The sequence below is a fragment of the Nostoc sp. CENA543 genome (genome assembly GCF_002896875.1).
GTDB lineage: Bacteria > Cyanobacteriota > Cyanobacteriia > Cyanobacteriales > Nostocaceae > Trichormus.
This window is the reverse complement of the sequence record NZ_CP023278.1, coordinates 6,860,485-6,881,526: the sequence shown is the minus strand read 5'-3', so window position 1 is coordinate 6,881,526 and position 21,042 is coordinate 6,860,485. Positions and strand designations below refer to the sequence as shown.

Genomic DNA, 21,042 nt, shown 5'->3' with positions numbered 1-21,042 from the left:
TCAGATTTATTGGAGTTAGCTTAATAGATATTTTCTCAGTAAATATTCTGGGCTTTAGACATTGGTAAATCTTATGAATTGACAAATTACTCACACTTATAAGTTGCATGAGTTATCTAAATTCAAAGGTTTGGGCTATTGTAAAAATGTTAAGAGAATCTAAACTTTAACCAATTTTACTATCAATGAGTATCTCTACTATCATCAAAATAGCTTATGAAAATCATTGAATATTACCATAAATCAGCAAATTGTTCGACTTTGATGAATCCGGCAATGTAACATTTTATAAATTTACAGAATATTTGCAGGCTCTTTCTCAATAGCCACTAGCTAGTAAATAAATTTTATTTTTTGAGAAAATATAAAAGTTATGTTTATTCCTAGTATCTTCTCCTTTTTCTCAGGAGCAGGATTTTTAGACTTAGGTTTTGCCACAAGCGGTTTTAATATTGTTTATGTCAATGAAATCTTCCCACCATTTATGGCAGCATACCGTTATTCACGAGAGATGATGAAACTGTCATTGCCAGAATATGGATCTCATTATGGAGAAAGCAGTGATGTAACTCAACTGTTTGAGGGAATACAAGCACAGCAACTGTGTGAACTAGTTCAAAGTTGTCGCCAATCAAATCATCTTGTCGGGTTTATTGGTGGGCCACCCTGTCCTGATTTTTCAGTTGGGGGCAAAAATAGAGGATATGTCGGAGATCAGGGGAAACTAACAGCCGCCTATATAGAATTGATCTGTCGTAATTTACCAGATTTCTTTTTATTTGAAAATGTCAAAGGTTTGTGGCGAACTAAAAAACATCGGCTCTTTTTTGAGTCTATCAAACAACAATTAAAACAGGCTGATTATGTATTAACAGAAAGGCTAATTAATGCTATTGAGTATGGTGTCCCTCAAGATAGGGAAAGAATTATTTTATTAGGGTTTAAAAAAAAATATTAACAGATATAGGTATCAGAAATCATCAGAATTCTCTGTTTAATGAAGTGCGTTTTCCTTGGTTGCGTCACATTCTCTATCCTAGAGAAGACGTTTTTTCTTACCCTTGGAGTCAATGTGAGCCATTTCAAGAAGATTCTATCATTCCTTGTCCTGATGGAATTATTCCAGAATTAACAGTTGAATATTGGTTTAGAAAAAATCATGTTTTAGAGCATCCTCATGCTCATCATTATTTTCAGCCAAGAGCAGGTATAAAAAAATTCACTAGTATTGCAGAAGGAGATGATTCTAAAAAATCTTTTAAACGCCTACATCGATGGCGTTATTCACCCACAGCTTGTTACGGTAATAATGAAGTTCATCTGCACCCATACAAAGCACGACGTATTTCTGTAGCGGAAGCTTTAGCGATACAATCTTTACCCGAAAATTTCGTGTTACCAGAAAATATGTCACTTACTAATATGTTTAAAACTATAGGTAATGGTGTGCCATATCTAGCATCAAAAGCATTAGCTCAAACAATTCTTGATTTTTTAGTTAGTGGTCAAATTTACTACTAAGGTTAGATCAATCGATTGTTTTCCCCAGAATTTTATTTTCTCAAATAAATAAAGACTCGTTAAGGCTCTAATATTCAAACCGGAATATTTCAGCAACTAAATGTAGGTCTTATTAAATACAAAAATAAAAGCTTTCGGGGATAAAATTTTATGTCGTTACAGCAAGTTCATGCTTTTTATGAAGTTTTGATGTTAGATTCATCCATTTATGAAGCATACTTTAATAATTGTTCTAACAGAGGTCTGTTAGGTAGTTGGCATTGGGACACAAACAAAATAGTGAATTTTGCGGCTACTTTTGGTTATAAATTTACAGAGTATGAATTAACTTACGTATGGTTTGAAAGTGAGCCTATTTCTACTCATAATACTTTGAGTGAACCACCACAAAGTCAACTCAAGCAATTAGCTACAGTTTAGGTTTGATGGGATTTTAACCAGGGTATAGAGGTATTTGAGGACTAAAGTCCTCACTACTAACTTAATCAAAAGCAAAAAGCGTCCCTCACTGAGAGGAACGCTTTTTGTTTAGCTAAAAGCTTGAAGAATTAGCCGTTGATAGCAGGTGCTGTTAATGCAACAGGAGCAGCTTCATCAGATGCTAAGTCTAAGGGGAAGTTGTGAGCGTTACGCTCGTGCATGACTTCCATACCCAAGTTAGCGCGGTTGATGATGTCAGCCCAGGTGTTAATTACACGACCTTGGGAGTCAATCACTGATTGGTTGAAGTTGAAACCGTTGAGGTTGAACGCCATTGTGCTGATGCCCAATGCGGTGAACCAGATGCCAACTACTGGCCAAGCAGCCAAGAAGAAGTGCAAGGAACGGCTGTTGTTGAAAGAAGCGTATTGGAAAATCAAGCGGCCGAAGTAACCGTGTGCAGCAACGATGTTGTAGGTTTCTTCTTCTTGTCCGAATTTGTAACCGTAGTTTTGGGATTCGGTTTCGGTGGTTTCACGCACCAAGGAGGAAGTTACCAAGGAACCGTGCATTGCAGAGAACAGAGAACCACCGAATACACCAGCCACACCTAACATGTGGAAGGGGTGCATCAGGATGTTGTGTTCTGCTTGGAACACGATCATGAAGTTGAAGGTACCGGAGATACCCAAAGGCATACCGTCAGAGAAGGAACCTTGTCCGATGGGGTAGATCAAGAATACTGCGGTAGCAGATGCCAAAGGAGCAGAGTAAGCTACGCAGATCCAAGGACGCATACCTAAGCGGTAAGACAATTCCCACTGACGACCCATGTAGCAAGCACATCCGATCAAGAAGTGGAAAATTACCAATTGGTATGGGCCACCGTTGTACAACCACTCATCTAAGGAAGCTGCTTCCCAAATGGGGTAGAAGTGTAAACCAATGGCGTTAGAAGAAGGAACAACTGCACCAGAGATGATGTTGTTTCCGTAGATTAAGGAACCTGCAACGGGTTCACGGATACCATCGATGTCTACAGGAGGTGCTGCAATGAAAGCGATGGTGAAGCAAACGGTAGCGGCTAGCAAGGTGGGGATCATTAATACACCGAACCAACCGACATAAATGCGGTTTTCAGTGCTGGTGATCCAGTTGCAGAACCGTTCCCATACGCCTGCGCTTTGACGCTGTTGTAAGGTTGTGGTCATGTGTTTATGATTGCTTGAATTCCTATCAATTTTGACTAGGCGTGTAAATTTATGCCCGTCGAATTAAAGTCTACATGAATTTACGTTATTTTGTTGATTAAGTTTATTGTATTGTTATTAACAAATAATAAGCTTATTGCGATCGCTTCACACTGTTAAAAGTCAATTTATCTTTGAAATGGCTAACTTCCAGACTTTAATACTAATAAATAAGAATAATGTACTTTTATTAAGACAAAAAGCAAATACATTTCTGTAATATTTCTCAACAATTCTCAAAACGAAAACCCTGATGAAATCAGGGTTTTTCAGGATCAGTACGTTGACATCAGAGGCTTAGAAACAGTTCATTACTTTATAAAAATACACAATGCCTGTCAGTGCTGACTGTGATTAACTTTTAGCGGTATTGTAGTTAGAAATTGAAGTAAACAAAGGGAACGCTACCTTCAGGCGCGAACAACCACACAGCATAGAAACACAGAGGTACAAACACCAACTTCAACGGCCAACTAATGTCTAGTTTGAGGTGACGTTTGAAGATATAAGTAAAACCCATGAAAGCCGCTAACATACCCATAATCCAGGCTATTTGATGAGGACTAGTGTTGAGGGCTTCAACATAAACCTTTTGATAGAATTGCGAATCCGCAGGATGATTCCACAAATGCTGAAAGACCCAAACAGAATCTTGCAGATTAGGTAGACGGAACCAAATCCATGAAGTAAATACCATTATTTGGGTAATGAACCAAGCTAAAACTACGCCTAGAGGATTTTGCCAGAATTGCTCTAATTTCTCATAGCGATCGCTCATTGCATCCATGAGTCGATGTATCACCAAAGCTAAACCGTGATAAGCACCCCAAACCACAAAAGTCCAGATAGAACCATGCCAGATCCCGGCAATCAGCATGACAATAAATAAATTCCAGCAGGTGCGAGTTAAACCTTGACGAGAACCACCCAAAGGAAAGTAAACATAATTCCGTAACCAATCACCTAATGTCATGTGCCAACGTCGCCAAAATTCCGCAATACTGGTACTGAAATAGGGGAAATCAAAATTTTCTGGTAGCACCAACCCAAACAATAAAGCACTACCACGGGCGATATCTACGTAGCCACTAAAATCTAAATACAAATGCAAACCATAGGCCAAAGTCGCCAGCCACAAATCATTACTTCCAGCCCTTTGCAGATTCCCAAAACACAAATCAACAAAAATGCTGAGACGGTCTGCTAAAATGCCTTTTTTCACAGCACCTCTAGCAATTAACCATAGAGCTTCTGCAATTCTATTAGTAGCAGGAAATTCTAGTGAATTAAATTGCGTAATAAAATTGTGATAGCGCGTAATTGGCCCTGATATTAGCTTGGGGAAAAATAATTTATAGGCGGCAAATTTCAGCAGTTGATTACTTGCAGGCGCACCACGATAGACATCAACCAAATAAGCGATACATTCAAATGTAAAAAAAGATATTCCCAAAGGTGCAACGACTTTAAACAGATTACCTGATGTGCTAACTGGACTATCAAAAATCATTGCCACCGCACTATTTATATATTTAAAGCCTAAGAGGATTAAGACGTTTAAACTAACTCCTAGCCACAAAAGTTTTAATCGTCTTTGATTCCAGTCTACATTGGCAAATTGCCATTCCTCATTAGAGATTTGCCAATCTAAGTTATGTTTTCCTGGCGAAGTATTTTTCCCTATTTCTCGCCCAAACTGAAAGTTAATAAAGGTTAGAGCTAATAAAAGAGGTATGTATTGAGTATTTAAAGACGAGTAGGCAAAAATGCTACCGATTAATATAGCCATTAGGCGCATTTGAGGTTTTTCTAAAGCCCAATAAATACCCAATAAACTCAGGGTAAAAAGCCCATAAACGATAGATATTAATTCCATATTTTAGTTAATAGTCAATAGTCAATAGTCAATAGTCATTAGCCATTAGTTATCAAATTCCTGTGCTATGTCTGATGCCCGATGCTCTATTCCCGATGCCCCATGACCTATTCCCGATGCCCCATGACCAATTTCATTTACTTCACAGGCCAGGGAATCATCGGATCATTGGCTAGTTTTTGTGAGACTTCGTAAGCACCAAAACGATTGAGGTGGCTGGGGTCGGAAAAGTTGTCGTTGTTTTGGGGGAAAAGTTGACTTAAATCTCTATAAATAAAGTTGGGGTTAGTTGCTAATCGCAACATATATGTTTGAAATTCTTGTTCGTTTTGGCGACGAAATGCGTCTAAATATTCATCGGTTAAGGGTAAGTTAATGAAGACTAGGGGGATATTTTGCGATTGGGTAAATTGCAAAACATCCTGAAAGGCTGCGTCTTGTTCTCCTCCTAATTGGAAATTTTTATAGTCGTTGTCGTAATTACCTGTAACTCTGGAATGTTTTTGATAGTACCTTGCTGGGTGAAACCGGATAGATAACGGGAGAAACCCATCAAAGTCTACGGCTTGTGTCAAGGTGCTATCATCTTCAGCATTATTGGTTGTGATATCGGATGATAAGGATGTTTTTGGAGATGTTTTCAATATGGGTAGAGATTCTAGTTGTTTGTGGAATAAACCTTGAATTTGCTCACGGTGTTGATAGCTGACGGAAAGTTTGGCTAGGTTTTGGTTTAACCATTTATTAATGACTTGATAATTATTAATCTCTTTTTGGGGTGTTTTTTTGGCAACTGGTGGGGATTTTTCCTGATTAGTTGAAGATTCATCATTGTTTTCAGATGTTTTTGCTTGTTTTAACACATATTCATAACCTGGAGAATTGGCGATCGCTTTAAATGTGAGGTCATCACGACCACCATTAAAGGCGCGAGAACCATCCGCCCACAAAATTAATTTGGGTAGTTCGGAAGGTTGCAAAACTTGACGAAGGACAAAATCGACGACTTGGGAAGTTGCCCCGTTAATGCCAAAGTTAAATACATCCACATTGGGATAACCTTGACGGGCTAAGGCTTTAGATAATGCGGCTGGATCAACTCCCCTTAATGCACGGGAAGAACCAATAATTAACACATCGGCGGGTTTACCATTTTTGGCGATGCGTTGTCTGTAGAGGGCTAATTGTTCATCTAATTGTCGGACATTAAAACTGGGCATGGAAGACCGCGCCGCCAATAAAATTGCTGTGGCGTTGGCTTTATTATTTGCAGGGGTGGCGGTGACATCATCTTCTGCTTGAGTAAACCCAGAGGAGTTAAAAGCTTGATTTGACTTTTGGGAATTGGTGGTGAAAAATGCGGTTCTGGAGTTGGATGTTTCTCTGGTACTAACAGGTGACTTTGGTTCAGGTGATGGAATATTTTTCACCTGGGATGAACTGGGTGTGGTGCGAGAAACTATGTAACCTAGCACCCAATCGGTTTGCAAGGTGAGTAACAATCCTAAAGTCCCCCATACTAAGGCGACTTTCACACCTTGAGCATCAGGAATGGGGTTAGTTGATTGGTCGCTTTCTGTGAATAACTGACTACCTAAAAACCATTTTCTAACAGTGTTAGTTGTAGTCGTTACCCAATCGCGTGCTACTTCACTAACGAAACTTTGAACTTCTTCTGTAGTTAAGTCAGGACGTAAAATCGGTTCGTCGTTGTCTTGGTTGATTAATTCGCCCACATATTCAGCCGTGGCAGCGAATTCTGGGGTAGCTTCTGGGACTAATCTTTGACGTTGGGCTAAATCTACACCATGATGCCAAAAAGGTTCTTTATTCCCTGAACGTCTACCATAAACCCGCACTCCCGCAATCCCGGAAATTTTGAGTTGGCGAATCAATTGGGTAACTTTCGGGGCGACTTGTTTACGGCTGGGACAGATGGGTGCATCACACATGATGTGAAATAAATCATCTTTTCTTAGCAGTAGCACCCGCAAGCCGCCGGTTTTTAACTTGCGATCTAAATTGGGATTTAGTAAGCGTTCGAGAAGGAAAATAATTGCTGGTTCATCACCTTCAGCCGCCAATTCTAAAGCGGGAGTCGCCAAAGCTGGATATTCCTTGGCGGGTAGAGTTAGCCAATCAATCCAGTCTGGTTGTGTATCATCATGGGTTTTTTGTCCGTAAACCGTAGCCGCAAGAATACCTTGGGGTGCGATCGCCTCTAATTGCTGTGATATTTTTTCTAGACAAAAAGCTTTATTTGGGACTGTGGCATCAGCATTAGGTAAACAAAAGATGTGTAGGGTTGATTCTTGTAGCGAAACCTGCACAGTCACTGCAAACTCTGATAATACCGCCATCAATAGCCGCGCGATCGCCTGCACATCACCCCAACGCGCCCATTCCTTCAGCATCACCTCTGGCGGTGTTAAATCGATGCGTAACCGCCATTCGTGCTTGTTTTCGCCGCTAATTTGGGAAACAATTACCGCGTCCTTGTAGCCAGATAGCTTTAGCTGACGTAACTTGTGGGCTATGGGTTCAGCCAACAAGGAAGGATCGGGACTGTAACTCGACTGACATAAAATCCATAAGCGTTCTGAAGCCGCTTGATGATCATCACTGGTTTCAGACTGTTTGACCTTTACCTGTACCGCCACACCCATTGCACTCAGAGTTTCACTGAGATAACGGGCGATCGCATTGGGATCTCCCCGACGTGCCAAACTTTCATTAGAGAGAATCAACGCCCCACCAGGGGCTTTCGCCGCATCTTCTAACATGGCCTTTTCGACCTGTTCTAGATGACGGTCTAGTTGATTCAGGTAAACTTTATGACACCATTCGGGACGATATTCCCCTTTCTTTCGTCCGTAGACAAATACTTGGTATATTGAGGGTTGTTCGTAACTGGTGAGAGCATCTAAATCTGTCTGCTGGAGTGCGTGCAGCAAATCATATAGAGTCCGCCAGCGTCGGGGACACTCAGAACCTTCACATAAAATATGGAGGTCATTTCCCCGTAATCGGACTTTTACCCCTAAAGTATTAATCCCCGTTGCTTGGCTGACCCATTGCAATAAGGATTGCTGACTATCTGATAGTAATGTTTTCATGGGCAGTTAACTATAAAGGAACACAGGGACTGGGGATTGGGGATTGGGGACTGGGGACTGGGGATTGGGAAAAAACATTGACTAATAACTAATAGCTAATAACTAATGACTAATGACTAATGACTAATGACTATTGACTATTGACTCCACCTGTAAACTAAAACCATAGGTCTATCACATTTTGGAGTTTCTTGTTAACACATTTGTTACCTTCTTGGCTTGCTAAGTGGGACAAAATAGTCTTATAAGGTTGTCAGTCATACAGATTTTGAGTTTTGCGTTTTATTCTACTCTTTGAACAATCATTCACAACAAACCATGCCTCCTACTACTCAACAGTCCACCGTAGCTAATACCGGATTGAATTTGGTTCTGTTTACCATTCCTCAATCTCTCCTTGTCCAAATGGGTTCAGCGTCTATACTAATGCTCCTGAGTGCAGGGAAAGTTTCAGTAAACGCCCTAGAATCTATAGGGCAAGCCAGTGAAGAATTATTTCGCGGCGATCGCTTGCCAATTCTTCCTTTTCCTGATGACACAGAATGAAAGAGGTGGAGGGCAGGGGGCAGGGGGCAGGGGGCATGGGGCATTGAGAAAAGGAGAAAATACATTTACTCATCACTCAGCACTTGCCACTCAGCACTCAGCACTCACTCACTACTCCAACATTAAAAAATATACTTACCAAACATTGCTCAACGCGATATCCACAAAATCATGATTCAAGATACCCAAAAATCCTTCCTAAATTAAGATTTTTGATTTTTGAATTTTGAATTACCAAGCCCAGTTGGGGCGGGTATAGGGGTGCAGGGGTGTGGGGGTGTAGGGGGAAGTAGCCCCAAACTAACCCTTGGGTTAAAAGCCCTACTCCTTGGGGCGACTATGTTGGGTTTTTTTTCAATCCCCGTCCCAACACCTTCAACCCTTACACCCTTACACCCTTACACCCCTACACCCCTAATGAAACGCAAGCGATCGGCTTCACAAGAGAAACAATATGAGTTCTGTTTTATACTCTTTATCTGAATCTGCCAATTTGTACCCTACCTCAGAATTATTTTTGCGTCACCGTCTGCAAATTGTAGAAGAATTGTGGGAGTCCGTACTCCGACAAGAATGTGGGCAAAATATGGTGGATTTGTTGCGTCAGTTACGCGATTTGTGTTCACCAGAGGGACAAGCTACAAAAGACCAAGCTGTTTCTGCTGTCAAGTTGATTGAACAGTTAAATATTAATGAAGCAATCCGCGCAGCACGGGGTTTTGCTTTGTATTTTCAGTTGATCAACATCATAGAGCAGGAATATGAACAACGGCAGCAGTTAACTCGCTATTCTGAAGCCGAACAAGAACTACCCCAGCAAGAAAATTCTCACAATATCAACTACTCCTCTAACCAAAATGAAGATGATGTCATCTTCAATGGTGGCGGTAGCATGGACTGGCTAGCGAAAAATGGTTCTTCTAGAGAACAGAACAGACAAAGAGGGACTTTTGCCGCCCTGTTTCCTTTACTGCAAAAGTTGAATGTTCCTCCCCAACAAATTCAACGCTTAATTTCCCAGCTAGATGTCCGTCTAGTCTTCACAGCCCACCCCACGGAAATTGTCCGCCACACTATCCGCGATAAACAACGCCAAGTAGTGAAGCTATTACAGCAACTTGACTCAGTAGAAACACGTAATAATAATGGCGGTGGCTATCCTTGGGAAGCTGGAGAAATTCGGGAAAAACTCCTCGAAGAAATTCGCCTCTGGTGGCGGACTGATGAATTGCACCAGTTTAAACCCACGGTATTAGATGAAGTAGATTATGCCCTGCACTACTTCCAAGAGGTTTTATTTGATGGAATTCCCCAACTATATAAACGCTTCAAGTATGCTTTGGGGAAAACATTTCCTTGGTTAGAACCACCCAGCACAGATTTTTGTTCCTTTGGTTCTTGGGTGGGTTCAGATAGGGATGGAAATCCCTCGGTGACACCGGAAGTTACCTGGCAAACAGCCTGTTATCAGCGCAAAATGGTGCTAGAGAGATATATCAAGTCAGTCAAGCAATTGATTGAGTTACTGAGTATTTCCATGCACTGGAGTGATGTGTTACCAGATTTGCTGGAATCTTTAGAGTTAGATCAGTCCCAGTTAAGCGAAGTTTACGACGCATTGGCTTTAAGATATCGCCAAGAACCCTATCGCTTGAAACTATCTTATGTGTTGAAGCGGTTGGAAAATACCTGCGATCGCAATTTAGCTTTATACAAGGGCGAAACTCCCACTAATGAAGATAGCCCTATGTATCGTTCTGGGGCCGAGTTTTTGGCGGAACTGCGGTTAATTCAGCGTAACTTGACGGAAACGGGATTAAGTTGTCGGGAATTAGATAATCTCATCTGCCAAGTCGAAATTTTTGACTTTAATCTTACCCAATTAGATATCCGCCAAGAATCGTCCCGACACTCAGACGCATTAAATGAGATTCTGGAATACCTGCAAATTCTGCCCCAATCTTACAACGACCTGACAGAAGAACAGCGTGTACAGTGGTTAACCAGTGAACTACAAACTCGTCGCCCTCTAATTTCCGCCGAATTGCCATTTTCCGACAAAACTAATGATGTCGTTAAAACCTTCCGCATAGTGCGATCGCTACAGCAGGAATTTGGGGTGAACATCTGCAAAACCTACATTATTAGTATGTGTCGCCAAGTCAGCGACGTACTAGAAGTTTTGCTGTTAGCCAAAGAAGCCAGATTATTTGACCCAGCGATCGCCGTGGGGACAATTCAAGTTGTACCATTATTTGAAACAGTGGAAGACTTGCAACGTTCCCGCAGCATTATGCGGCAATTATTTGAACTACCTTTGTATCGCGCTTTATTAGCAGGTGGTTACGCCGCCCTCAACGGTAGCCAAGAAGCCCTTCCCCCCTCTCCCCATCTTCCTCTCCCCACTGAAGCGTTTTCCCTCACTCCCGACTTACAGGAAGTGATGCTGGGTTATTCTGACAGCAACAAAGACTCAGGCTTTTTAAGTAGTAACTGGGAAATTCACAAAGCCCAAAAATCCCTCCAGAAAATTGCTGAAGAATACGGCGTAAACCTGCGGATTTTCCACGGACGCGGCGGTTCTGTCGGGAGAGGTGGCGGCCCAGCCCACGAAGCGATTTTGGCACAACCAGGCCACAGCATTAACGGGCGCATCAAAATTACTGAACAAGGGGAAGTTTTAGCTTCCAAATACTCCTTGCTGGACTTGGCTTTATACAACCTAGAAACCATCACCACGGCGGTAATTCAAGCCAGCTTATTACGGACAGGGTTTGATGATATCGAACCTTGGAACGAAATTATGGAAGAATTAGCAGCACGCTCCAGACAGCATTATCGTGCTTTAATCTACGAACAACCGGATTTTATTGATTTCTTCCACCAAGTCACCCCCATCGAAGAAATCAGCCAACTCCAAATCAGTTCCCGTCCCGCCCGTCGTCCCTCCGGGAAAAAAGACTTAAGCAGTCTCCGCGCTATCCCCTGGGTATTTAGCTGGACACAAACGCGCTTTTTGCTACCTTCTTGGTATGGTGTCGGGACAGCTTTACAAGAGTTTTTGAGTGAAGAACCAGAAGAACACCTCAAACTCCTCCGCTACTTTTACGTGAAATGGCCATTCTTCAAAATGGTCATTTCCAAAGCCGAAATGACTTTGGCAAAAGTAGATATGCAAATGGCGCGTCACTACGTCCAGGAGTTAGCTAACCCAGAAGATAAAGCCAGATTTGAGATAGTATTTGAGCAAATCGCCAGTGAATTTTATCTCACTAGAGATTTAGTCTTGAAAATCACCGAACATGGTCGATTATTAGACGGTGATCCTGTACTGCAACGTTCCGTACAATTACGTAACGGTACAATCGTCCCCCTGGGATTTATCCAAGTTTCTCTCCTCAAACGCCTGCGCCAGTCGAAAAATATTGCTACCCCTGGTGTAATTCATTCACGTTACAGCAAAGGCGAATTACTCAGAGGCGCACTCTTAACCATCAACGGTATTGCGGCGGGAATGAGAAATACGGGTTGATGTATAGTCAATAGTCATTAGTTCATAGTCAATAGTTCATAGTCAAAAGCAATTACTGTTGACTGTTGACTGTTGACTATTGACTATTAACTCTCCCCAATCCCTAAGTCAGCATCACTGGTAATATATACCTATAAATTTCAGGAAAAATTACCATGACTGCTGACACTACAGGAGTTAACGCTACTACCAAAGGTGCTGATGCTATCGATGAAGCGATCGCTAAAGGCATCGATTTTGATGGTACACCCATTCCCACTGCCAAGCTAGAACTTTACACCAAAGTTATGGCACTAGAAGCCAATAGACAACGTAGTGGTGTATCTAATACTATGCGATCGCGCATTGTCCGCATTGGCGCAAAACACATTCCCCAAGCAGAACTAGATCAATTACTTACAGACGCAGGTTTCGCCCCCTTAAAAGAAAAAGAAATCGCCTTTTTCTACGGCGGTAAGTAAGTTTATGCGTAGGCTAGGCCTACGCATCACCTTTACAAAATATTCCACTCTCATTTTTTCATACCAATTCACATATAGCGTTTCCTAGTCTGCTGAGGTACAAACTTATCTGCGTTTATCTGTGTTTATCTGCGTTTAATTATTGTCGTTTGTACTTCATTAGGGTAAGAAAGGCTATAAAACCTCATACATTTACAAACTGTAAAAGCTATAGCAAATCTTATTGTCTTAATTTTGAATTTTGTAGGCGCAAGCCTTCCCGTCAGGGTATTTTGAATTTTGAATTGGCATCATGCGTCGAGATTCGATTTTTTACAAAATATTCCAACAATCGCCTAGTTTATTATTTGAATTATTGACAAATCCACCAGAAAATGCGGATAAATATAAATTTGACTCAGTAGCTGTCAAAGAACCCAAGTTTGAAATCGACGGTGTATTTTTACCGCCAGAAAATGCAACTCTTGGGACTGTGTATTTTTGTGAGGTACAGTTTCAAAAAGACGAAAAGCTTTATGAAAGGGTATTTGCCGAATCTTCACTTTATTTCTACCGCAACCGTGACCGATTTAGCGATTGGCAAGCCGTAATTATCTATCCTTCCCGTAGTATTGAACAAAGTGATACTCGTCCCCATCGTACATTACTCAACGGCGACCAAGTACATCGCATATATTTAGATGAGCTGGGAGATATCCGTTCTTTACCTTTGTGGGTAGCGGTGATGGTATTAACTACATTAGACCCAGAACAAGCCCCATCACAAGCGCGGTATTTATTGACAAGAACTCGTCAAGAAACTGCTGCACCAGTCACCAATGCGATAATTGAAATAATTACCACGATTATCGCTTATCGGTTTGAGCAACTAAGTCGAAGGGAGGTGGAGTCAATGTTAGACATTACATTAAAACAAACACGAGTTTATCGAGAAATCAAAGAGGAAGGACTAGAAGAAGGACGAGAAGCAATGGCTAACATGATTAGCCGACAGTTAACGAAGCGATTGGGAGAAATTTCCCAAGATGTGCTTTCTGTGGTAGTAAGTTTGCAATTACCGATGCTAGAAGAGTTGGGGGAAGCGTTGCTAGATTTCAGTAGTGTCGATGATTTGCAGGCTTGGTTGCAGGCGAGAATTAATTAAATTGAACCTAGACATCGCCTGTAATGATGAGAGTAGGCGTAGGCGCAGCCAGCCCTAGGCATCGCCTGTAATATTTTACCGAGAGTGATCGCGCCTAGCTGAAAAATTTATTTGTATGCAACGTCTCTGTAGTTCAGAATCGAGTGCATCTTAATCAAGAATTTTACTTATAATGTTCGTACTGTTAACACATGGGGGGGTGTAGAATCAGGCGGATAAATCACGTCTATCTGCACATTCCTTCTAGTAGCAGGTGGCATGACAAACTGTACTAATGGGTCTAAAACTTGACCTGTTCTGTGCCAGAGATGAACATAGCGCGTTTGTTGCTTTCCTTGGTCATCAAAATAACTCAGCTTCACCGTACCTCTAAAAAAGGGAAAATCTTGGGATGGTTTGCGAAAACGCACGCCACTTTGAGATAATTTGTCTTCTTTTAAAGGTGTTTCTAAAGTAACTGTTACTTTTTGAGTTTGATTGGTATTGTTCTTTAAAGGCAAACTGAGATTATATTCCACGCCATAATTACCATGCGCTTCATAGGCTGTATCAGGATACCGTACCAGCAATTTGGCGGTTTGGTTTTGTCCAGTACCCAACCGACCACCCCGCAAAGTAACTAGGGGGTAAGAAATCCCTTTTCCTGGTTGCGGAATGGAAAGAGTAGTGGCTTGGGGGTTATCTACTAAGTTTGCTTTCCATTGCGAACCTTGAGAAACACCAGCCACCCGTCCATAAATTAATGCCCCACTAGTAGCGTCGGGAGGTGTAGGAGTTTTATCCCTTGGCCCGGCAAAGTTACCGTTATTAAGTAAAGCTTGCCATTCCGCCAGTGTTGGGGCGCGGTCAGAACCATCAGCGTTTTTCTTAGCGAACATGGCTAAACTTGCTGCATACACTTTGCCATTACTTCGTAAGCGCATAAAGCTAGACCGACCATTGACAGGTCTTTCCAGATTTCGCACGGGAATGGGATGATTCAACAACATCCGGCTTTGTCCTGGTGGAATGACTATCTTAGAAGGAAAGTCAGCTTGGCGCACACCCCGCAGCACATCAGCCACAGCCCTCGCCCCTGGCCCGGAGTAGACTTTCCCATCATTGTTTTCGCGGTAAGGGGGTAAGGTGACAAAGGGTGCATCCTGCATTAAGTAGCTGGCTGCTTGTAGGGTATCAACCGTTACAGGTTGTTTTCCAGGGTTCTGAATAATAATTCCTATATATAAAGTTTGTAAATCTTTGGGGGTGTGAGTATAGTGGTGAGCAAAGACATCAAACCGCCCCTGAAAAGGAAAATTGAGGTGTGCGGCTGGGGTTTTTTTATTAGTTGTGGGGAAGGTAGAAAGTAAAATGCCCTCGGTTTTAATCCATTCTGGACTATTGCTATTAAATACAGGAATGTTGTCTAATTTCCCAGGTAAAGGTCGCACTTCTCCAGGTTGGACGATGATTTGGGGTTCTGGTTTGGGTGAATTTTGGGCAACGGCTGAATTTATCCCCTTAGAACATCCAGTAATTGTAGTTAGACCTAGCCCTAATAGAATGATGAATAAAGGTGGTGCTAATTTAGTTGGCATAAGAAAGTGAGTGCTACAGATAAACTATCCTAAATACAAGGGTATTTAAGCTCATTTCTGAAAGCGATCGCCATATATAATTTACTTACCAAACTTAACTATAGTCGCAAATCTATAAATGTCATTGATACTGCCGATGAATATACTTTAAATACTTCTAAAAACTCTAGTTATACGTTAAATTTGAGATTGGTGAAAGATTTCAATTCTGGAATCAGTTACATGGAAACACTTATCGAATCAACTAAGGATTTTGAGCGAGATTTAGAGAAATTTAATAATAAAGAAAAGTTTAAAATTGTTAAGAAATTAAATCGCTACGTTGAAATACTATCAAAAAACAAAACCTTTTTAGATAAACAAGCTTTTAAATTGAAGGAAATTAAGCTCAGTGATGATTATGATTCTTCACTTTATGCCTTAATCATTGATAAAGACATCAGATTAATTGTGACTATTGATGATGATCCAATTTTTGACACTACAGTAGTTACATTATTCCGAGTCGTTAATACTGAAGATGCTTCCAAAGCCTATAATTCTGTAGCCGAGTCTCTTTACCAGGACTTTAGCGTCAAACATCAAGAAATTGAGGTTAGTTCTAGCTAATGTCACGGATTAAACCCCTTCTAGATGAGCATGGTGTCATTCATGAAGCTATGGATATTTTACCGGATAATCTCAAAATAGATTTTCTAGAAGCTTTGGCTGAATTGGAAGATAATGAATGTCATCGAACTAGAACTTTTCCTAAAACTAGACTGCGTAAAGTGAAGGGAATTAAACAGGCAATTTACCGTGCTGATATCGATAAGTTATCAGGATGGCGCATACATTTACAATATATTGATGGCAAAATTCATTTGAATGACATCATCGAAGGTCAGCGTCATGATGATGTTATTGAAGTGATTAAGTCTAGAAAATATAGATATGAATAGATCAGAACTGATGTAAGTGTCACAAAGAATAGAAACATTTGGCTTGTAGTCAGGGCTTAAGCCCTTATTCTGAGGACTGAAGTCCTCACTACAAACTTAATACAAACTTAAAATAATACGACATCACTAAACATCACTAATACCCATAGCTGTACCTGCTAAATAAGCTGTTGTCCAAGCACTTTGAAAGTTAAATCCTCCAGTTACACCATCAATATCGAGAATTTCCCCAGCAAAATACAGCCCAGAAACTAACTTACTTTCCATAGTTTTGAAGTTAATTTCCGACAGATTTATACCGCCACAGGTGACAAATTCCTCTTTAAAGACACCTTTACCATTAATAAAGTATTTGCCTTGAGTTAGTTCTTGCACTAACAAGTTTAAAGTTTTATTGGGTAATTCTGCCCAACGGTCATTTGTGGTGATACCTACACGGTTAATTATGTATTGCCAGAGACGATGGGGTAAATCAACACCACGGTGCAACGCGATCGCTTTTTTTCCCCACTCGTTCTTGATAGCCAGGATTTTTTGCTTGACTTGTTCTTGTGTGAGTTCCGGCAACCAATTTACTATTAAAGTGGCTTGATATTGGTGTTCGTGCAGGAGTCTTGCACCCCAGGCGGAAAGCTTCAGCACAGCCGGGCCACTCACACCCCAATGAGTAATCAGTAAAGCTCCTGTCTGTTCCAGTGCTGGCTGTTCTTCCACATATAACCGCAAGCGTACGGGGTTAACACTAATCCCCGCCAAGGCTTGGAGTTTGGCTTCAGCAATATTAAATGTAAATAACGATGGGACTGGTGCAACGATGTGATGTCCCAACTCTTGAGCAATTTTATAACCGATGTGACTGCTACCGGTCGCTAATAACAAGCGATCGCATTTCATCACTTCCCCTGATCTCAAAAGTACCTCAAACTCATCGCCAGCTTTTTTCACCCCCGCTACAGCCGCACCAGTCCAAATTTCCACACCTTCAGCCTGAGCAGTATCCATTAAACAGTTGACAATAGTTTCAGAACTATCTGTAATGGGAAAAATTCGGCCATCAGTTTCCGTTTTGAGTTTGACTCCGTGGGTTGTAAACCAAGCTACGGTATCTTGGGCTTGAAAACGACTAAAAGCACCCCGTAACGCCTTACCGCCTCTGGGATAATTCTGTACTAGGGCTTGCGGTTCAAAACAAGCATGAGTCACATTACAGCGTCCTCCCCCAGAAATACGGACTTTAGCCAAGGGTTGACGACTGGCTTCTAATAAAGTGACTTGGGCTTGGGGATTAGCTTCAGCACAGGCGATCGCCCCAAAAAACCCTGCGGCCCCGCCGCCAATAACTACAATTTTTGCAGGTAGCAATTTTTCCAACATTTCTAGATGATCATCTACATCTAGGCTAGTACAGAATCAACATCCCAATTCACAATTCCACATCTAAAATCCTAAATTGTGATAATTCATCCGTCCATTGATTCAAATAAATCTTTGGCTGCACCGCAAACTGGGCATACCCAATCTTCTGAGATATCTGTAAAAGGCGTACCTGGAGGAATATCGCCATCAGGATCACCTACTTCGGGATCATATTCGTAACCGCACACACTACATACATAAATACCCATAGTTTTCGTAACTTCCAAAAAATCAACTATCTAATCTATCTGCTTCAAAACAACTGCCTTTCCCCCTGCTCCCTGCTCCCTGCCCCCTTGCCATTAAAGTGATAGTATATTTTTTAATGGGAATTCCCTTCCCCTAGTTAAATACCTTCAAGTTAAGGGGAAAATCATCACAATAAATCTATCTCGTTGTATATTAAAAACGCCACCAAGTTTTTTGAGCATAAGCAATCACACCTAGCACGATCGCACCCAGAAACAAGATTAAAATTAATCCCCCAGGAATAAAGGTGATTAAACCAAACCCCCGCAGTAACCAAACCGCTATGCCTATTCCCAAAAAAACGCCCACAGCCTGAGTTAATAAGCGGTTTAAAGTAGATTGACTCACGGTATTTTCCTCCTAATTGCAAATTGGATTACATTGACAGGGTAGCAAGAATTTTCATCTCTTTTTTCAGAGAAATGGCAAAAAGGTTTTACAGGGCAACAACCTGAGATGTAAACAGGATTTCAGCCAGAATTTTCTTTGGTATATTGATTTCAATAGCTGGAGTGGTTTAGGTGTAGATTAGTGTTTGTAATTAAACCTACTGATTTTTACATATAATTTCCGCATAATTACTATATATAGCTAATTCCGGAAAACTATTATGGAACGCTGGAATTAAATAGCAATGAGGTTGTACTTCGCCGTTGATCTGGTTTATAGTCACAACCTATGCAGATGGTGGAGTTGAGGAGTAACGATGTCTGTAACCCATATTTCAGAGCTAATGATAACAGGTTCAGGTATGACTTGGAATCAGGAACAGCAACGCCTGATGATGCAGGGGGAGATTTTAGTACAGACGCGATCGCATACTGTCTGCGGTGGTGCGGTTAGTGCTTGTATGTACTTACCAATAGCGCGATCGCAGGTATGGCAAAAAATTACTGACTACCCCCTCTGGGTACAATACTTTCCCGACATTACCAAAAGTGTAGTTTTACAACAAGGCGAAGTTAAACGCCTGTACCAAAAAGCCCAAAAATCCTTTTTCTTTTTTACCGCGCAAGTAGAAATTTATCTGAAAGTTGTGGAAGTCACAGGGCAGCAAGTAAATTTTCAAATGGAAAAAGGTACTTTTTTAGACTTTTCTGCCAATTTAGAGTTACAAGACTGCGGTAAAGGAACTTTACTCACCTACAGTGTTCAAGCTACCCCCGATATCCCCATCCCGTCAATTTTTATTCAACAGGCGATGAACTTGGAATTACCTGCAAATATGCGTAAAATGCGACAAGTGATTTGTCAAGATAATTGAATCTAGGGGCTTGTAGCATCCAGGAAAAATTGGTCTAAACAATGTTAAATTTGGGATTTTAGAGAGATTTTCTGGATGAATCAGCTCTCAAGTCCTGACTACTAACCTGTGGAAAATGTCATCATAGTTAAGGTAAAAACGTTTTGGAGATAAAACTACGGTTTACGCACGTCCTTTAGCAAAATTAATTGAACAGTTGCAACGCCTACCTGGAGTTGGCCCTAAATCTGCTCAAAGATTAGCTTTGCATATTTTGAAGCGTCCTGAAGCGGAAGTAGAGGCTTTAGCGCAAGCTTTGATTGATGCTAAAAAGCAAGTGGGTTTATGTTCTGTTTGTTTTCATCTCTCGGCTGAACCAGTTTGTGAAATTTGTCGTAATCCCAACCGTGATCCTCAGACTATCTGTGTGGTGGCTGATTCCCGTGATGTGATTGCTTTGGAAAAAACTCGTGAGTATAAGGGTAAATATCATGTATTGGGTGGGGTGATTTCTCCCATAGATGGTATTGGCCCTGAGCAGTTGAATGTGCAGGCTTTAATTAGACGGGTAAGTCAACAAAAACCCCAAGAAGTAATTATGGCAATTAGTCCTAGTGTGGAGGGAGAAACCACGACATTATATTTAGGACAGTTACTGAAGCCGTTTACGAAGGTGACGCGTATTGCTTTTGGTTTACCTGTGGGTGGTGATTTAGAATACGCTGATGAGGTGACTTTAGCTAGGGCTTTGGAAGGAAGAAGAGAGTTAGATTAGAGTTTTTTTCAACGCAGAGGGAGCGCGGTGAAACAGCGTTGTAGGAGGGTTTCCCTCCGGAGACGACTGGTGAACCCGTTGGCGTAGCCTCTCGTAGAAAAGGGAGGTTCACGCGGAGGTACGCAGAGTTTAACCTTGCTTCGTTCTTTTTACCTTTGCGTCTACCCTGTGGGTTCCGCTTTAGCGGTATGCGTGAGATTCACATTAGATTATCAAGTAACTTGATCACTATTCTCGGCTGCAAAAGTGAGAAACTTTTTTAAATATTGGTTAGTCTTGAGGTTAACAGTGTTGAGTATAAGTTACAGTCCATCTTTCATATTTGTTTGTGAGATATTCTCATAAATCACTGACTTTTATTAACAGGTAGAGAGGAAAAAGCATGAACAGAGCAATTATCGTTAAATCGCTCATCGCATCAATAGGATGTTTAGCTTTATTTGCTCCTCGTCCGGCGGCGGCGCAAATTATTCCTCAACCTTGGGTTTCAGTGGGTGCGAAAGATGGGGATGTCACTTATGCTGTGGGAGCTAGAGCATTAAACTTGGGTGTAGAGTTAGGTACAGGCGAAGATGGTGCTACAGGGGTAGATGTGCTGAAGTTCTTGAGTTTACCTGTGATTTCGCCTTATGTGGGGGTGGGATATTACTCTGAAGATAAAGGTGTGGCCTTGTCTGGTGGTGTACAAGTAAAGGCTAGCGATCGCCTCTTCGTTGGTGCTGGTTATAATTCTGTACGGGGAGTTAACGGACAGTTAGGAATTCGATTTTAGTTAACTCTCAAATATGACTTTGTGCTTGACAAAATTACGTCTGTAGTGAGCTATCCGTCTTAATCTAAATTTAATCTCAATCATTCCTAAGCTAAAAAATTAGCTTTTACTCAAGAAAAGAGAAGGATAAAAAGCAAATGCTCTATCTTTCTCTTTTTTTGTGCTGATTTTTTTGCTATTAACTTTTGTGGCAAAAGGACTCC

General features: G+C 41.3%; 17 protein-coding genes and 1 pseudogene. 11 read left to right on the top strand and 7 right to left on the bottom strand.

Translation table 11 applies throughout. The features are described 5' to 3' along the window. Positions 1 to 373: 373 nt before the first annotated feature. Both CLI64_RS28895 and CLI64_RS28890 read left to right on the top strand, forming a co-directional pair. Positions 374 to 1,521 (top strand): annotated as a pseudogene (locus tag CLI64_RS28895) (DNA cytosine methyltransferase). Between the two features lie 150 nt (positions 1,522 to 1,671). After that, the gene (locus tag CLI64_RS28890) at positions 1,672 to 1,941 is read left to right on the top strand and encodes a hypothetical protein (protein ID WP_103140418.1); all 270 of its coding nucleotides are present in this window, start codon (positions 1,672 to 1,674) and stop codon (positions 1,939 to 1,941) included. A gap of 128 nt (positions 1,942 to 2,069) precedes the next feature. On the opposite strand, the gene psbA is transcribed toward CLI64_RS28890, so the two are convergent. The 3 genes from psbA to CLI64_RS28875 all read right to left on the bottom strand — a co-directional run bounded on the left by psbA (position 2,070) and on the right by CLI64_RS28875 (position 8,183). Beyond that, positions 2,070 to 3,152, bottom strand: a complete 1,083-nt coding sequence (gene psbA / locus CLI64_RS28885; RefSeq protein ID WP_103140417.1) for a photosystem II q(b) protein — start codon at positions 3,150 to 3,152, stop codon at positions 2,070 to 2,072. A 415-nt stretch (positions 3,153 to 3,567) separates the two neighbouring features. Continuing rightward, complete coding sequence (locus CLI64_RS28880; RefSeq protein ID WP_103140416.1) at positions 3,568 to 5,067, bottom strand: MBOAT family protein; 1,500 nt, start codon at positions 5,065 to 5,067, stop codon at positions 3,568 to 3,570. A 137-nt stretch (positions 5,068 to 5,204) separates the two neighbouring features. Then, complete coding sequence (locus tag CLI64_RS28875; RefSeq protein ID WP_103140415.1) at positions 5,205 to 8,183, bottom strand: DUF1574 family protein; 2,979 nt, start codon at positions 8,181 to 8,183, stop codon at positions 5,205 to 5,207. 318 nt (positions 8,184 to 8,501) lie between these two features. Here CLI64_RS28875 and CLI64_RS28870 point away from each other — a divergent pair, with 318 nt between their 5' ends. The 4 genes from CLI64_RS28870 to CLI64_RS28855 all read left to right on the top strand — a co-directional run bounded on the left by CLI64_RS28870 (position 8,502) and on the right by CLI64_RS28855 (position 13,866). Then, positions 8,502 to 8,729: a hypothetical protein gene (locus CLI64_RS28870; RefSeq protein WP_103140414.1), complete on the top strand. Its 228-nt coding sequence runs from the start codon at positions 8,502 to 8,504 to the stop codon at positions 8,727 to 8,729. Positions 8,730 to 9,183: 454 nt separating this feature from the next. Next, positions 9,184 to 12,261, top strand: coding sequence for a phosphoenolpyruvate carboxylase (gene ppc / locus CLI64_RS28865; protein ID WP_103140413.1), 3,078 nt, complete (start codon positions 9,184 to 9,186; stop codon positions 12,259 to 12,261). Positions 12,262 to 12,416: 155 nt separating this feature from the next. Further along, positions 12,417 to 12,722 (top strand): DUF4090 family protein, encoded by a 306-nt coding sequence (locus CLI64_RS28860; RefSeq protein WP_103140412.1) that lies wholly within the window; start codon positions 12,417 to 12,419, stop codon positions 12,720 to 12,722. Between the two features lie 292 nt (positions 12,723 to 13,014). Next, a complete protein-coding gene (locus tag CLI64_RS28855; RefSeq protein ID WP_103140411.1) occupies positions 13,015 to 13,866 on the top strand; it encodes an Rpn family recombination-promoting nuclease/putative transposase in 852 nt (283 codons plus the stop codon). 167 nt (positions 13,867 to 14,033) lie between these two features. Here the strand turns inward: CLI64_RS28855 and CLI64_RS28850 are convergent, their stop codons facing one another. Next, positions 14,034 to 15,443 carry a DUF3370 domain-containing protein gene (locus CLI64_RS28850; RefSeq protein WP_103140410.1) on the bottom strand — a complete coding sequence of 470 codons (1,410 nt, stop codon included), beginning with the start codon at positions 15,441 to 15,443 and terminating at the stop codon, positions 14,034 to 14,036. Positions 15,444 to 15,665: 222 nt separating this feature from the next. On the opposite strand from CLI64_RS28850, the gene CLI64_RS28845 reads away from it, so the two are divergent. Both CLI64_RS28845 and CLI64_RS28840 read left to right on the top strand, forming a co-directional pair. Further along, positions 15,666 to 16,052, top strand: a complete 387-nt coding sequence (locus CLI64_RS28845) for a hypothetical protein (RefSeq protein WP_103140409.1) — start codon at positions 15,666 to 15,668, stop codon at positions 16,050 to 16,052. Next, positions 16,052 to 16,384, top strand: coding sequence for a hypothetical protein (locus tag CLI64_RS28840; protein WP_103140408.1), 333 nt, complete (start codon positions 16,052 to 16,054; stop codon positions 16,382 to 16,384). The genes CLI64_RS28845 and CLI64_RS28840 overlap by 1 nt, the downstream gene beginning before the upstream one ends. A gap of 126 nt (positions 16,385 to 16,510) precedes the next feature. Here the strand turns inward: CLI64_RS28840 and CLI64_RS28835 are convergent, their stop codons facing one another. From CLI64_RS28835 to CLI64_RS28825, 3 genes are all read right to left on the bottom strand, one after another. Next, on the bottom strand, positions 16,511 to 17,758 hold the full coding sequence (locus CLI64_RS28835; RefSeq protein WP_225977452.1) for an NAD(P)/FAD-dependent oxidoreductase: 1,248 nt from the start codon (positions 17,756 to 17,758) through the stop codon (positions 16,511 to 16,513). A gap of 86 nt (positions 17,759 to 17,844) precedes the next feature. Then, positions 17,845 to 18,009 (bottom strand): rubredoxin, encoded by a 165-nt coding sequence (locus CLI64_RS28830; RefSeq protein WP_103140407.1) that lies wholly within the window; start codon positions 18,007 to 18,009, stop codon positions 17,845 to 17,847. 193 nt (positions 18,010 to 18,202) lie between these two features. Then, positions 18,203 to 18,397, bottom strand: coding sequence for a hypothetical protein (locus CLI64_RS28825; protein ID WP_103140406.1), 195 nt, complete (start codon positions 18,395 to 18,397; stop codon positions 18,203 to 18,205). A gap of 358 nt (positions 18,398 to 18,755) precedes the next feature. Here CLI64_RS28825 and CLI64_RS28820 point away from each other — a divergent pair, with 358 nt between their 5' ends. The 3 genes from CLI64_RS28820 to CLI64_RS28810 all read left to right on the top strand — a co-directional run bounded on the left by CLI64_RS28820 (position 18,756) and on the right by CLI64_RS28810 (position 20,839). Next, positions 18,756 to 19,313: an SRPBCC family protein gene (locus CLI64_RS28820; protein ID WP_103140405.1), complete on the top strand. Its 558-nt coding sequence runs from the start codon at positions 18,756 to 18,758 to the stop codon at positions 19,311 to 19,313. Positions 19,314 to 19,509: 196 nt separating this feature from the next. After that, positions 19,510 to 20,067, top strand: coding sequence for a recombination mediator RecR (gene recR, locus CLI64_RS28815; RefSeq protein WP_264082477.1), 558 nt, complete (start codon positions 19,510 to 19,512; stop codon positions 20,065 to 20,067). A 382-nt stretch (positions 20,068 to 20,449) separates the two neighbouring features. Next, the gene (locus tag CLI64_RS28810) at positions 20,450 to 20,839 is read left to right on the top strand and encodes a hypothetical protein (protein WP_103140403.1); all 390 of its coding nucleotides are present in this window, start codon (positions 20,450 to 20,452) and stop codon (positions 20,837 to 20,839) included. The last annotated feature ends 203 nt before the right edge of the window (positions 20,840 to 21,042 follow it).